This is a genomic window from Streptococcus lactarius (assembly GCF_016642265.1).
Classification (GTDB): Bacteria; Bacillota; Bacilli; order Lactobacillales; family Streptococcaceae; genus Streptococcus; species Streptococcus lactarius.
Genome location: NZ_MRXX01000006.1, coordinates 12,990 through 28,101 on the forward strand (window position 1 = coordinate 12,990; position 15,112 = coordinate 28,101).

Annotated in this window: 13 protein-coding genes; all 13 read left to right on the top strand. The window is 42.0% G+C overall.

What is annotated here, in order from left to right; genetic code table 11:
* Positions 1 to 71: 71 nt before the first annotated feature.
* The 13 genes from BTU61_RS04595 to greA all read left to right on the top strand — a co-directional run bounded on the left by BTU61_RS04595 (position 72) and on the right by greA (position 14,965).
* Entirely contained in the window at positions 72 to 884 is an 813-nt protein-coding gene (locus tag BTU61_RS04595; protein ID WP_200772523.1) for an endonuclease/exonuclease/phosphatase family protein, read from the top strand.
* A gap of 168 nt (positions 885 to 1,052) precedes the next feature.
* The gene (gene nrdR / locus BTU61_RS04600) at positions 1,053 to 1,526 is read left to right on the top strand and encodes a transcriptional regulator NrdR (protein WP_187540233.1); all 474 of its coding nucleotides are present in this window, start codon (positions 1,053 to 1,055) and stop codon (positions 1,524 to 1,526) included.
* The gene (locus BTU61_RS04605; protein ID WP_200772524.1) at positions 1,527 to 2,705 is read left to right on the top strand and encodes a replication initiation and membrane attachment family protein; all 1,179 of its coding nucleotides are present in this window, start codon (positions 1,527 to 1,529) and stop codon (positions 2,703 to 2,705) included.
* Positions 2,706 to 3,605: a primosomal protein DnaI gene (dnaI, locus tag BTU61_RS04610; RefSeq protein ID WP_200772525.1), complete on the top strand. Its 900-nt coding sequence runs from the start codon at positions 2,706 to 2,708 to the stop codon at positions 3,603 to 3,605.
* The gene (locus tag BTU61_RS04615; protein ID WP_200772526.1) at positions 3,602 to 4,315 is read left to right on the top strand and encodes an NADPH-dependent oxidoreductase; all 714 of its coding nucleotides are present in this window, start codon (positions 3,602 to 3,604) and stop codon (positions 4,313 to 4,315) included. Before dnaI ends, BTU61_RS04615 begins: the two co-directional genes overlap by 4 nt.
* Before the next feature lie 28 nt (positions 4,316 to 4,343).
* Positions 4,344 to 5,654, top strand: coding sequence for a ribosome biogenesis GTPase Der (gene der / locus BTU61_RS04620; protein ID WP_200772527.1), 1,311 nt, complete (start codon positions 4,344 to 4,346; stop codon positions 5,652 to 5,654).
* Between the two features lie 600 nt (positions 5,655 to 6,254).
* A complete protein-coding gene (locus BTU61_RS04630) occupies positions 6,255 to 6,596 on the top strand; it encodes a hypothetical protein (protein WP_200772528.1) in 342 nt (113 codons plus the stop codon).
* Between the two features lie 500 nt (positions 6,597 to 7,096).
* The gene (locus BTU61_RS04635; RefSeq protein WP_200772529.1) at positions 7,097 to 10,195 is read left to right on the top strand and encodes a pilus expression-regulating Snf2 family helicase; all 3,099 of its coding nucleotides are present in this window, start codon (positions 7,097 to 7,099) and stop codon (positions 10,193 to 10,195) included.
* A gap of 55 nt (positions 10,196 to 10,250) precedes the next feature.
* The gene (gene zapJ / locus BTU61_RS04640) at positions 10,251 to 10,904 is read left to right on the top strand and encodes a divisome accessory protein ZapJ (protein WP_200772530.1); all 654 of its coding nucleotides are present in this window, start codon (positions 10,251 to 10,253) and stop codon (positions 10,902 to 10,904) included.
* 9 nt (positions 10,905 to 10,913) lie between these two features.
* Positions 10,914 to 12,248 carry a UDP-N-acetylmuramate--L-alanine ligase gene (gene murC, locus BTU61_RS04645; protein ID WP_200772531.1) on the top strand — a complete coding sequence of 445 codons (1,335 nt, stop codon included), beginning with the start codon at positions 10,914 to 10,916 and terminating at the stop codon, positions 12,246 to 12,248.
* A 106-nt stretch (positions 12,249 to 12,354) separates the two neighbouring features.
* Positions 12,355 to 12,864 carry a GNAT family N-acetyltransferase gene (locus tag BTU61_RS04650; RefSeq protein WP_200772532.1) on the top strand — a complete coding sequence of 170 codons (510 nt, stop codon included), beginning with the start codon at positions 12,355 to 12,357 and terminating at the stop codon, positions 12,862 to 12,864.
* 59 nt (positions 12,865 to 12,923) lie between these two features.
* Positions 12,924 to 14,426, top strand: a complete 1,503-nt coding sequence (gene mltG / locus BTU61_RS04655) for an endolytic transglycosylase MltG (RefSeq protein ID WP_447463851.1) — start codon at positions 12,924 to 12,926, stop codon at positions 14,424 to 14,426.
* A 56-nt stretch (positions 14,427 to 14,482) separates the two neighbouring features.
* Entirely contained in the window at positions 14,483 to 14,965 is a 483-nt protein-coding gene (greA, locus tag BTU61_RS04660; protein ID WP_187540255.1) for a transcription elongation factor GreA, read from the top strand.
* Positions 14,966 to 15,112 lie beyond the last annotated feature (147 nt).

The window sequence follows — 15,112 nt, forward strand, 5'->3', positions numbered from 1 at the left end:
AGAAAATGAGGTTGGGGCAGTGTTCCCGGCCTCTTGCCATTTCTCGTTTTTGAAAAAGGAGAAATCAGGGAATGAAATTTTTAACCATAAATTCCCATAGTTGGATGGAAGAGAATGCTCAAGAAAAATTTGAAATTCTCAAGGAACAAATTTTAAAAGCTGAATATGATGTGATTTGCTTTCAAGAAGTCAACCAAGAGATGGCCTCTGAGGAAGTTGAAACAGATGGGTATTATCAAGCGTTACCTTCAGCTGTAGCCATTCACAAGGATCATTTTGTGCGGGTTTTGGTTGAGGAGTTAGCTGCTCAAGGGCTCCACTATTACTGGACTTGGGCCTACAACCATATCGGTTATGACCACCTAAATGAAGGAGTAGCGGTTCTTTCGCGTCAACCTTTGAGGGCCGAGGAGATCTTAGTATCCAATATGGATGATCCTAAGGACTACCATACCCGGCGAGTAGCAGTAGCTCATACGACGGTCGATGGGAAAGAAATTGCTGTTGCTAGTGTCCATCTTTCATGGTGGGACAAAGGCTTCCAGTTTGAGTGGCCACGCATTGAGAACTATTTCAGCCAAGTGGGAAAACCGTTTATTTTAGCTGGTGACTTTAATAATCCCGCAGGTCAAGAGGGCTACGAAACGATTTTGTCTAGTCCGTTTGTCCTTCAGGATAGTTTTATTGAGGCCAAAGAAACGAGAGGAACCTATACTGTAGGTCCAGGAATCGATGGTTGGACGGACAATCAAGTGCCTTTGCGAATTGATTACGTCTTTGCCAGCCAAGAATGGAATATTCAGAACTTACATGTGATCTTTGATGGTCAAAACCTACCACTGGTGAGTGACCACTATGGTCTAGAAGCCGTCTTATCTTTGTAATTCAAAAGGAGAGTCGATAGAAGCCGTTTTGTTTGAACACCTTCTATTCGAACTCTTTTTTTGCTGTATTTTAGGAGTTTTCGAGGCGAACCTTTGCTCCTCTTCTGCTTTCTTTACGATTCAATTTATGGTAAAATGAAGTGTTAAAACAGTTTAAGGAGGTAGCAAATGCGTTGTCCAAAATGTGGTGGAAGTAAGTCCAGTGTGGTAGATAGTCGACAAGCTGAGGATGGAAAAACCATTCGCCGTCGTCGGGAATGCGAAGAGTGCCACTATCGCTTTACTACCTACGAGCGAGTAGAAGAACGAACCCTGGTCGTTGTCAAAAAAGATGGAACGCGTGAGCAATTTTCTCGTGATAAGATCTTTAATGGGATCATTCGCTCGGCTCAAAAACGACCGGTTTCAAGTGATGAAATCGAGGAGATTGTGAACCAAATCGAACAAAAGGTTCGTAGTCAAAGTGAAAATGAAATTAATAGTGAGTACATTGGTTCCTTAGTGATGGATGAATTAGCAGACCTAGATGAGATTACCTATGTGCGTTTTGCTAGTGTTTACCGGAGTTTCAAGGATGTCGGTGAATTGGAGACTCTCTTGAAGCAAATTACCAAGGGAAGCAAGAAGAAAAAGGAAAAATAAATGAAGCCCAATACTCCTTTCGCATTTTTAAAAAATCAATCTCTGCCACCAGTAGGGCCTGCGCTGGAGCTGTATTATTTGCCGATTTTGGGACTGGAAACCGTTTCAGTTTATCGCTACCTAGTGGCCAGTTATGATCAAGGTGAAAAGCAACACCTCTTGGCACAGATTCTCAATCATATAGATCTTGGCTTTCCTCAACTGCTACTAGCTTTTGACCGTTTGATTGCGATGGGCTTGATGGATATTTTTGAGGAAGAAGATGCACTCACCGTTCAGTTGCATGCTCCTCTTGAGAGTCCGTCTTTCTTCTCGAATGCTGTTTACAAACGCTTGCTTGAAAAAAAGATTGGAGAGAAGGCTCTAGAAGAGTTACTTCCAGAGCATTCACTGGGGACCAAGCGCCAGGTGTCTTTCTCACAGATTTTCGGTCTGGAAGAAGGAGAGAGTGCAGTTGTACCAAGTAAGAAACAACCGTTTGATATGGAAATGTTCAAACGCATGATGCGTCGAGATGGCCTTCGCTTTGAAGATGAAGGAGAGGCAACCTTGGCTCTCTTTGCAATAGCTGAAGAACAACATTGGACCTGGTATGAGACTTATCTCCTTGCCAAAGAAACTCTTGTGGATCGGACCATTTCACCTAAACGAATGCGGCAAAAATTGGCCCAAGGCAACCAAGAAAATCCACGTCTGTCCTATAGTCGTCAGGAAGAGACAATCCTGAAGGAAGCCAAGCAAAAAACAAGTCTGCAATTTTTGGCTGAGATCAAAAAGGCCCGCAAGGCAACCATTACACAGAGCGAGCGCAAAACATTGACTAAACTAGCTGGACTGGGCTTGCTGGATGAAGTCATCAATATTATTTTATTGCTGACCTTTAACAAAACCCAGTCGGCGAATCTCAATGAGAAGTATGCCTTAAAGGTGGGCAATGATTTTTCTTACCAAAATGTCAATAGCGCAGAAATGGCGATTCTCAAGGTTCGAGAGCGCCAAGAGCAGGCGAAGAATCAAGGGAATAAAGGTGGAAAGGCGACATCTCCAAAAGATAGACCAACCAATGTTCCTAAATGGAGCCAGCCAAACTACCAAAATCAAACCAGTCAAGAAGAAAAAGTGGATCTTGCAAAAGAGAAACAACGTCTATTAGAAAAATTAAATCAAGGAGGTGAGTAGATGGAAAGTGTCGGTCAAACCATGTCTCACATGAACCGTGCCCGTCAATTCAACTATGAGTATTTGGTGGCACAAATTTTAGCGGATCAAGAAGTTGCGGCTTTTATCAAGGAACGTTCCTTGTCTGAGCAAGAAATTCGTCGCAGTATTTCAAAATTTAATCAATACATTAGTGAGCGCAACCGCTTTTTGCTGGGAGATCCCGATTATATTGCCAAAGGATATAAACCTGTTTTAACTATGAATGAGGGCTATGCGGATGTGGCCTATGAAGAGACCCCTGAATTGATTGAAGCCCAAAAACGAGCTGCGATTAACCAACGTCTGAACCTGATCAATCTACCATCAACCTTGAAAGAGGCAAGTCTCGCTAAGGTTGACCTTGATGACAAGGGACGATTTATGGCCTTTGAAGAATTAGCCAATTTTGTAGCCAAGTATCCCGACTACCAAAAAGGGATCTACCTTTATGGTGATTTTGGGGTAGGAAAGAGTTACATGATGGCGGCCTTGGCCCATGATTTGTCTGAAAAGCGTCAAGCCTCTACCACTCTTCTTCATTTTCCTAGCTTTGTGATTGATGTCAAAAATGCTATTAGCTCAGGCTTGGTCAAGGAAATGGTCGACCAGGTCAAGAAAGCTGAAATTTTAATTCTTGATGATATTGGCGCAGAACAGATGTCGGCCTGGGTGAGAGATGAAGTGCTACAAGTGATCTTGCAACACCGGATGCAGGAAAATCTCCCTACCTTCTTTACCTCTAACTTTAATTTGAAAGAGCTAGAAGGTCACTTTTCGGCCTCGCGCAATGGTGATGAAACCTGGCAGGCCAAACGCCTGATGGAGCGCGTGAAATTCTTAGCTAAGGAAATCCATTTGGAAGGAGTAAACCGCCGATGAATGAAACCATCCGTTTAATGAAGTCTCATTTTTCTGTTCGTCGTTTTAAGGATGAAGCCATCAAGGAAGAAGATCTCAACGAAATTCTGACGGCTGGCCAGATGGCTTCTAGCTGGAAAAATTTTCAGTCTTATTCTGTGATTGTGGTCAAGAGCAAAGAGAAAAAAGAGGCTCTCTACGACTTGCTTCCTCAAGAAGCCATTCGTCAAGCAGCGGTCTTCCTTCTATTTGTTGGAGATTTAAATCGAGCTGAAAAAGCTGTCCATCTGCATGAGAAGGACTTCCATCCGGAAGGGGTGGACAATTTGCTGATCACTTCAGTGGATGCTGCCTTAGCTGCTCAAAATACGCTTTTAGCAGCAGAAAGTCTGGGCTACGGAGGTGTCATTATTGGCATGTTACGCTACTGTGCAGAAGAAGTCGCAACACTTTTTCATCTGCCAGATTATACCTACCCTGTTTTTGGGATTGCGCTAGGAGTCCCGAATCAGGATCACCCTGTGAAACCACGCTTGCCGTTGAAACAAGTCGTATTTCAGGAAGACTATCAAGAGCAGGATCCGTCTTTTGTATCTGCTTTTGATCAGGTGCAGGCTGATTATGCTGGTGCGCGTGCAACGGATAGTTGGAGCGAGCGGGTGGCAACTCAGTTTGGGCAACCTGAAGAAGCAACGACCAAAGCCTTGTTAGAAAAACACAAACTATTATAAACATTTCGTTAGAAGAAAAGAGGAAATCATGGCCCTACCAACTATTGCGATTGTAGGCCGTCCCAATGTCGGAAAATCAACGCTTTTCAACCGGATTGCCGGTGAGCGGATCTCCATCGTTGAGGATGTAGAAGGAGTCACTCGGGACCGCATTTATGCAACAGCTGAGTGGCTAAACCGAAAATTTAGTATCATTGATACTGGAGGAATTGATGATGTGGATGCCCCATTTATGGAGCAAATCAAACATCAGGCAGAAATTGCCATGGATGAAGCAGATGTGATCGTCTTTGTCGTTTCTGGTAAAGAAGGGATTACGGATGCCGATGAATATGTTACTCGTATTCTCTACAAGACTCATAAACCGGTTATCTTGGCAGTGAATAAAGTCGATAATCCAGAGATGCGCAATGACATTTATGATTTTTATGCCTTGGGACTGGGTGAACCTCTTCCGGTATCATCAGTTCATGGGATAGGAACCGGGGATGTACTCGATGCCATCATCGAAAATCTTCCACTTGAAACAGAAAAAGAAAACCCAGATTTGATTAAATTCAGCTTGATTGGCCGTCCAAATGTCGGGAAATCTAGCTTGATTAATGCGATTCTTGGTGAAGACCGGGTGATTGCAAGCCCAGTAGCTGGTACAACTCGGGATGCCATTGATACCCATTTTACGGATGCAAATGGTCAAGAATTCACCATGATCGACACAGCCGGTATGCGTAAGTCTGGAAAAGTCTATGAAAACACCGAAAAATATTCCGTTATGCGTGCCATGCGTGCCATCGATCGTTCAGATGTCGTCTTGATGGTGCTCAATGCTGAAGAAGGAATTCGTGAGTACGACAAGCGGATTGCCGGTTTCGCCCATGAAGCTGGTAAAGGCATGATCATCGTGGTCAATAAGTGGGATACTATTGAAAAAGACAACCATACCATGAAGCAATGGGAAGAAGATATTCGCGATCAATTCCAGTATCTTTCCTATGCTCCGATTGTCTTTGTGTCCGCTCTTACCAAACAACGTTTGCACAAATTGCCAGAGATGATCAAACAGATTAGTGAAAGCCAAAACACTCGAATTCCATCAGCGGTCTTGAATGATGTCATTATGGATGCCATTGCTATCAACCCAACACCAACTGATAAAGGAAAACGTCTCAAAATCTTTTATGCAACACAGGTTTCAACCAAACCACCGACTTTTGTCATCTTTGTCAATGAAGAAGAACTCATGCATTTCTCTTATCTCCGTTTCTTAGAAAATCAAATTCGTAAGGCCTTTGTCTTTGAAGGTACACCGATCCATTTGATTGCCCGTAAACGAAAGTAGGGGAAATGCGAAAAACAAATCCTTTTGTAAGATTAATTTTTGACAGCTTTGTCTTTAGTTTATTAACAGCTTGCCAGTCAATACGCCATTAGAAGTATCAGGGGTCCTATGGTAATGGGGGTGAATCCGTTATTCTAACTATAAAAAATAAGGAAATCCTTAAGACGGAGTTCTGGAAATAATTACCCGATATTGATGCTTCTGAGTCATTATCATTTCATTCAGCGAAAGATAGTTTACTTGAACATTATGGTCATATAAAGGGAATGGACTATTCTGTTGAAAAATCTAAGTCAGGCCATTTACAGATACATATCGTGACAGATTTTTCGAAATTGGATCTTAAAGCTTGGAACAAAGCCTTTAAAACAGATAGAAAATTAAAGGATGTAACCGACTATAGAAAAACGAAAAAAATATTAGAAGATAATGGAATGGTCAAAGTCCGGTGAAAGAATAGGATTGAAAATAACCAAAGAGGACCCCTTGTCAACTTCAACAGACAGAAAAAGGGTCCTTTTTTCTATGAAAATCTGATATACTAAATCGTCAGAGGAAAAAGTAAGATATTTTTTAATTGAAAGAAAAGAAGGGGAAGCGATGTCTGGTACAGAATTACTGTTATTTGTTTCTTTGTTATGCTTATTGGCACTTGTGCGTATCATGAGAGGAGTTTTTAATAATGCTCTGGTCTTTTGGCTGTTAGCTATTCTTTATGGAACTTCACTGCTACTAATCATTTGGGAATGGGTGATCATGACATCCTCCATGACATTTTATGGAGAGATTGTCAAAGAAAGTTATGACTCTCTATTCGTTAAAGGGTTATCTGTCCTTGGAATCTTCTGGTCCTTTATTAAATTTTTGTGTTTGGGCAAATTGTACATGATAATCGGGAATGCCTTACTAAAAAATAATTCACAAGATCAAGTGGATGACTAAAGAAAAAGGATTTGGATAAAGAAATCGATCCAGCGCGTAAAAAAGCAGTTTCCTACGATCATTTTACCAGTAGGCAGATAGTTGAGCACATCTGCCTAGCTCCAAGAGTCTGAGAACTGTTGGGATAGATAAAGAAATCCTTGTTTCCGTCACCAGAGGTTTTCGTTAGAGCACAAAAGCGAGTAAAGGTCTAGGAGACTTGCTTCTCAAGTCCTACCTACCACTTCGATGTAGTACGTTGAGCTATCAATCACTGGGTCATACAGTTGTTTCTATTAAACCTCAAAGAGGCTGGGACAAAAGCCCTAGCCTCTCAATTATCTTTGGATTGTCGAGCAAGNNTCATCAGCTTTTACAGCCAAACTCTCACTTTTTATAACCGAAAAACAAGAGAAAGGTTGTACAAGGATTTGTGTTTGAATTCTTTACAAATGTTGACCATCTTTTCCTATTTTTCTATGGATGTGGTATAATTAAGGGATGAATATAAGGTGGTAAACATGGCAAAATTAATTCCTGGGAAGGTTCGTTCACAAGGGAGCCTTCTCTATGAAGCAGGGAAAGTTTCCCTTCAGGAAGTGAAAGAAAAGTACCTCTATTTTCGAGTAGAAGACGAAAGTTTGCGCTACAGTTTAGATGACGAGGCGATCTTTTGTAGTTGTGCCTTCTTTCAAAAGAAAAAATTCTGTACGCATTTGGCAGCTGTTGAGGCCTACTTGAAAAATGACGACAAGGGGAAAACAGCTCTTGCCAGTCTGGAAGAAGATGCGAGCGCGACCGAAGAGACCCAAGAAAAAGTCTCTTTTGGCCGTTTATTTTTAGATCAAGTCCTTCCAAAAATTGAAAAAAAAGAAACTCGCTATGTCTTATCAGCCGTTGGACATGAGGATGATTTTTCTGGTCAATTTTTATGGAGTCTTCGTATCCGTCGTCTGCCAGACGAACGTTCTTACGTGATTCGTGATATCTTAGCCTTCTTGCAGACCCTTCAAAAAGAAGGACATTTTGCGATTGGTAAAAGCTACTATGAACCGATTTCTTACTTGGAATTTGATGAAGCCAGTCAAGATCTGATTCGTTTTCTACAGGGCTTGGTCATTGATCGTACGACCAAGGAGCAAGATTTTTTCCCCAATGCAGGACGTCATCTTTATTTTCCGCCTAGTCTCCTTGAAGAAGCTGTGGACTTACTAATGAGCCTAGACTCTTTTCTCCTACAATACAGCTTGTATGATTTTCAAGAAGTCTTTTTTCAAGATGTCCATGGTGACGAAGCTCTCTTTAACTTTCAAGTAGAGGATCATGGAGAATATTATGAATTGATGATTACGGAGCCTCAGGTTAAGGTGGTTGAAGCGGGGGATTATCTTTTTCAAAATGGAATTTTTTACCATTTGACTCCGCAACAAAGGACACTCTGGAAGGCGATCCAAGACTTACCAATGGATCAGGATCAAAAGAAACGCCTGCATTTTGATCCGGCGGACCAGACAAAGCTGGCCTATAGTTTAAAAGAGTTTAAAAAACTGGGTCCTATTCAGGCGCCAACCAGCTTTTTGATCCATGATTTTACGCCGGAATTCTATTTTGATTTGGCTCAGGATCGGACCATTTTATTGGATATGGTTTTTCGCTTTAAGGATCGTAGGGTGAGTTCGCGTGAAGAACTGCTAAACCTTCCTTATTCCAGTGATTTTGATAAGGAGCAAGAGGTCTTTTCAACTATGCTGGCTGCAGGCTTTACAGATGATTTTTCTTCCCAAAGAAGTTCGTTGTCGAGTGAGCAAATCTACCCCTTCTTTCACCAGCAAATTCCATCCTTTGAAGCGATTGGCGAGGTGACACTATCGGATCGCCTCTTGGAGCTCTATCAAGTCGAACGTCCTAAAATTGATGTCCAGACCAATGGTCGCTTGCTTGAAATTGGCTTTGATTTTGAAAGTATTGATCCGGCTGAGGTAGACCAGGTCCTAAAAGCTTTAGTGGGCCAAGAAGACTACTTTGTCAGCCATACGGGAAAGGTACTTGTCTTTGATGAAGAGACGAAAAAGATCAGTCGTTCCTTAGTCGAGTTACGGGCAAAAATGACCAAGGGTGGCAAACTGCAGACGCAACGAATTGCGGCCTATGAACTAACAGGATTATTAGAAAACCAAGCAAATGTCCATTTTTCTGAGGAATTCCAACACCTGGCTCATGATTTAACACATCCTGAAGACTACCCGCTCCCTCAGATGGCCATAACAGCCACTCTTAGAGATTACCAAGAAACTGGGATAAAATGGTTCTCTATGCTGAATCATTACGGCTTTGGCGGTATTTTAGCAGATGATATGGGGCTTGGGAAAACCCTCCAAACCATTTCTTTTTTGACGAGCATTGTTCAAAAAGATACCAAGATTTTGATTTTAGCGCCGTCTAGTCTCATCTATAACTGGAAGCAAGAATTCTCAAAATTTGCTCCTCAATTGGAGGTTGCGGTTGTTTATGGCCTGAAGCAACATCGTGATGAAATCATTGCGACGAATCCACAGGTCGTCATCACCAGTTATGCTTCATTCCGCCAAGATGTGGAAGAATACCAAAAGAATCGGTATGAATACCTGATTTTGGATGAAGCTCAGGTCATGAAAAATGCCCAAACAAAAATTGCTCAACACCTCCGAGGCTTTGATGTAGCGCATGTTTTTGCCTTGTCTGGGACACCAATTGAAAATCACGTAGGAGAACTTTGGTCCATCTTTCAGATTGTCCTCCCAGGCCTATTTCCAGCGAGAAAAGAATTCCAAAAATTAAGCCCTGAGACCATTGCCCGCTTTGTCAAACCATTTGTGATGCGGCGGAAAAAAGAAGAGGTGCTCAAGGAACTACCTGATTTGATTGAAACCACTTATCACAATGAGTTGGATGAAGCTCAAAAAACGATCTATTTGGCCCAATTAAAGCAGATTCAAGATCGAGTAAGAACGTCAAGTGATGAAGAATTAAACAGAAGCAAGGTAGAAATTCTGTCTGGTCTCATGCGTTTGCGCCAAATTTGTGATACACCGGCCCTCTTTATGGAGGACTACCAAGGTGAAAGTGGTAAATTAGAAAGTCTTCGAGACCTGCTGGCGCAAATCCAGGATAGCAATCATCGTGTCCTCATCTTCTCCCAATTTAGAGGTATGTTGGACATTTTAGAAAAAGAAATCGTGAAATTGGGGATGACCTCCTTTAAAATTACAGGATCGACTCCTGCTAAAGAACGTCAGGAAATGACCAATGCCTTTAATAGTGGAGAACGTACTGCCTTTCTCATTTCTCTAAAAGCTGGAGGAGTTGGGCTCAATCTAACAGGTGCTGATACCGTTATTTTAGTTGATTTGTGGTGGAATCCTGCCGTGGAAGATCAGGCGATCGGCCGTGCCCATCGGATGGGGCAAGACCAAAATGTAGAAGTCTACCGAATGATTACCAGAGGGACCATTGAAGAAAAAATCCAAGAGCTTCAAGCTTCTAAAAGACACTTGGTCTCAACAATTCTGGACGGAACGGAAACACGTTCCAGTCTATCTGTGGAAGAAATTCGTGAGATTCTTGGAATTCAACCGGAATAACTTGAAAAATTCTGTGAATAGTTTATAATAAATGGAGTGTCGAAAGGAAGAAAGCATGACAGAAAAATATTTTCCTCAGGTAGGGGATAATGAGGTAATGTTAACAGAGATGCCCCACATGAACCTCTATGATGAGACGGACTTGATCAGTAACATCACGGGAGAGTACGTGGATAAAAATTATTTGGAGTGGCAGCCAATTGCCCAAAATACCAAGCCTAAGCATCCCTATCATCAACCGCTAGAGGAGCCTCTACCAAAAAGACGTCCTGTTAGAAAACCGGATTTTAAAGAGCCGATAGATAAGAAAAGCCCAGCCAATCGCTATGCAGAAGAAGCAAGAGAGCGGGCGCGTGAGGATCTGAAAAAGAAACGCACGGCACCTTATCTGACTACAGATCCATCCTCTACAACGGCCAATCGAAAAAAAACGTTCATTTCAGAGCGCAAATCTACTCAACCAACGGCTCCTTTTCAAAAAGAAAACCCTGGTGAATTATTGAAGTACAGTAAACGGTTGCGACAAGACCAGCTGATCCTTGCCAATATTGAACCAGCCAAGGAAGAGGAAGTAGTAGATCCTACTGATAAGAAAAAAAATAATTACGATTTCTTAAAAACCAGTCAGATCTACAATCACGATCAAAAGAAGCTAAAACCTCAGCCAATCAAACAAGAATTGGATCTGACGCATCTAGATGAAGAATAAGGAGAGAACATGTCTAAAACATACCATTTTATTGGAATTAAAGGAGCTGGTATGAGTGCTTTGGCGCTCATGCTTCACCAAATGGGACATACTGTTCAAGGGTCAGACGTTGACAAGTATTACTTTACACAACGTGGCTTGGAACAGGCAGGAATTCAAATCTACCCATTTGATGTGAAAAACCTAGAGGGAGACAAGATTCTCATTGCCGGAAATGCTTTCCGTCCGGACAACAATGTTGAGATTGCTTATGCGGATGAACACGGTTTGACCTATAAACGTTACCATGAATTCCTTGGAGAGTTTATGCGTGACTTTGTTAGTATGGGGGTTGCAGGTGCACACGGCAAAACTTCAACGACGGGGATGCTCTCACACGTTCTATCGAACATTACAGACACCAGCTACTTGATCGGAGATGGGACTGGTCGTGGTTCTGCCGCAGCCAAATACTTTGTCTTCGAATCAGATGAGTACGAACGTCACTTTATGCCTTACCATCCAGAGTACAGCATTATCACCAATATTGACTTTGACCACCCAGACTACTTCACTAGCTTAGAAGATGTCTTTAATGCCTTTAACGATTATGCCAAACAAATCAGTAAGGGTCTCTTCATCTACGGAGAAGACAAGGAGTTGCGTCGGGTTACCTCTGAAGCACCGATCTATTACTATGGTTTTGACAAGGAAAACAACGATTTTGTAGCGAGCAACCTACTTCGTTCCACAACCGGATCAACCTTTAGCGTGCATTACCATGGGGAAGATTTGGGTCAATTCCATATTCCAACCTTTGGTCGCCACAATATCATGAATGCGACAGCTGTCATTGCCTTGTTGTACATTGCTGGCTTTGACTTGAACCTTGTTCGCGAACATTTGAAGACCTTCGCGGGAGTGAAACGCCGTTTCACTGAAAAGGTGGTCAATGGAACCGTCATTATTGATGACTTTGCGCATCATCCAACGGAAATTATTGCAACCTTGGATGCGGCCCGTCAAAAATACCCAAGTAAAGAGATTGTGGCCATTTTCCAACCACATACCTTTACACGGACCATTGCCTTGTTAGATGAATTTGCAGAAGCATTGAATCAAGCAGATGCTGTTTACTTGGCTCAGATCTATGGTTCTGCGCGTGAAGTAGATCATGGCGATGTCAAGGTGGAAGATCTGGAAGCCAAGATTGTGAAACGCTCAGCCGTGATTACCGCTGAGAATGTCTCTCCTTTGCTGGATCATGACAATGCAGTCTATGTCTTTATGGGAGCCGGAGATATTCAAACTTATGAATACTCATTCGAGCGTCTCTTATCAAGCTTGACACATAGTGTACAATAAAAAAAGTGAGTCTGGAATCGCGTGATTTCAGGCTCACATTGCTGTCGGACACAAAAAATGAAGCCAGCATTTTCTAGTATTTGCTAGGGATTGAAAGGAAAAGAAAATGAAAGAAGACCTGACTATTCGACAAGCTCGTCTAGATGATTTGGATGCTATTGAGCGTATTGAACAGGAGAATTTTTCTGCAGAAGAAGCGATTGCACGCGAGATCTTACGAGATCACATTGAAGCCATTCGCTCAACTTTTCTAGTAGCAGAGAGCAAAGGTCAGATTTTAGGCTATCTAGAAGGTCCTGTTAGGCCAGAGCGCTATTTGATCGATTCCTCCTTTTCAGAGGTCGAAGATCTGAGTCATATCGAAAAAGGCTTTATTTCCATTACCAGTCTGTCCATTGCCAAAGAAGCCCAAGGATTGGGTGTTGGTAGGCTCTTGCTTGAGGCAATGAAGGAGATTGCCATCAAGGATGACCGTCAAGGGGTCAATCTAACCTGTCATGATTATTTGATTCCTTATTATGAGAAACACGGCTTTACAAATGAAGGACTGTCTGACTCTCAGTATGCGGGAGAAGTATGGTACAATCTGGTTTGGGAAAGGAAAAACATTGATTAAATAGGTGTTTTCAAGAAGAAGGGCGATTTGTATTGCTTTTCTAAATCTTTTAAGATATAATATTAAGGATTATGATGAGGGAGGTCAATTATTTGACTGATAAATCACAAGATAGTGAGAAGGGATTAAGCTTCAAAGAGCAGATCCTCAGAGATTTAGAAGAGGCCAACGAGCAGATTTTAAAGATTGAAAAAGAGTATGATCTACCAGATAGAAGTATTGAAACCCCTTCTTCACCGAAAGAAGATGAAGCATCCACACCGCCTCCAAAAGGAGAAGAAGTGGAACAACAGCCTGAGGCTAGTCCTGCTGTGGCTGATGAAAAAGGGAGCGAGCCGTCAAAAACGACTCTCAAAGAACCAAGTCAAAAGCCAGTAGAAGACAAACTATCACGCTCAACACGTCATCAAAAGAAAAAGAAACAAAATAAGATTGCCAAACGCATTGTCCGGACGGTGGTCACCATCTTATTGGTTGTGATTGTTGCGACCGGGATCTTTGCTGCGACTTATGTCAACTCAGCTTTGAAACCTATGGATAAGAATGCAACAGAGTTTGTGACGGTTGAGATTCCAGCTGGTTCTAGCAATCGTGAGATCGGAAGCATCTTAGAGAAAAAAGGTCTCGTGAAAAACGGCCAGTTCTTCAACTACTACACCAAGTTTAAGAACTACAGCAATTTCAAATCTGGTTATTTCAATTTGCAAAAGAGTATGGATTTAGAAACCATCATTCAAAAATTGCAGGAAGAAGGGACCAAAACCCCTCAACCTCCAGTTCTTGGTAAGGTGACGGTTCCTGAAGGTTACTCAATCGATCAGATTGCGGAAGCCATCACTACGGATGTCTCCACGAAGAAGAAAGGCAAGACACCATACAAGAAAGACGATTTCTTGAAGGCAGTCCAAGACGAAGCTTTTATTGAGAAGATGGTAGCGAAGTATCCTAAGCTCTTGGCCAATCTTCCAAGTAAGGATTCAGGTGTTCGTTACCGCTTAGAAGGTTATCTGTTCCCAGCTACATACAATTATGGGAAAGATACCAAAGTGGAAGATATGATCGAGCAGATGCTTGCAGCGATGGATCAAAAATTAAGTTCCTATTATGATACACTTGAAAGCAAGAACCTCACCGTCAATGAAGTCTTGACTCTTGCTTCCTTAGTTGAAAAAGAAGGAGCAAACGACCAGGACCGCAAAGATATCGCAAGTGTCTTCTATAACCGCTTAAACCAAGATATGCCACTGCAAAGTAACATTGCCATTCTTTATGCGCAAGGCAAACTTGGTCAAAAAACGACCCTAAAAGAAGATGCAACGATTGACACAGAACTTGATTCTCCATTCAATATTTACAAAAATACTGGATTGATGCCTGGACCTGTTGACAGTCCAGGGGTATCAGCGATTGAAGCAACGGTGAACCCAAGTAAAACAGATTACTTGTACTTTGTCGCAAATGTTGAGACAGGTGAGGTCTTCTTTGCAAAGACTTATGAAGAACACAATAAAAATGTAGAAGAACACGTCAATAGTAAATTGACGCAAGCAAGTTCAAACTAGGAAAAGCATGTGGCGCGTCCACAGCTTTTTCATTCAAATATAGAAAGAGAAGAAACATGGCAGAAAAAACATACCCTATGACCTTAGCAGAAAAAGAAAAATTGGAACAAGAATTAGAAGAGTTGAAATTGGTTCGTCGTCCAGAAGTGGTCGAACGGATCAAGGTAGCTCGTTCTTATGGAGACCTCTCAGAAAACTCTGAGTACGAAGCAGCCAAGGATGAACAGGCTTTTGTTGAAGGACAAATTTCTAGCTTGGAAACAAAAATTCGTTATGCTGAAATCGTTGATAGTGACGCTGTAGCGGTAGATGAAGTCGCTATTGGTAAAACCGTAACGGTTCAAGAAGTTGGAGAATCCGATCAAGAAGTCTACAGTATCGTAGGATCAGCAGGAGCGGATGCTTTTGCTGGGAAGATCTCAAATGAAAGCCCTATTGGACATGCCTTAATTGGTAAGAAAACAGGCGACGTAGTCACAGTTGAGACACCGGTTGGAAGTTACCAAGTGAAAATTTTGAACGTAGAAAAAACGGTGTAAGATAAAAAAGTAGGTTCTCGAGGAGAGCCTTCTTTTTTGGCTTTAAAAGAGAAGGGTCTCTTTGTGAGAGTGAGGATTCTTGTGACTGGCTGAACGGTATCAAAAAAGAGAGTGGGACAGAAAACGGTCATTCGTTAGAATTCGATT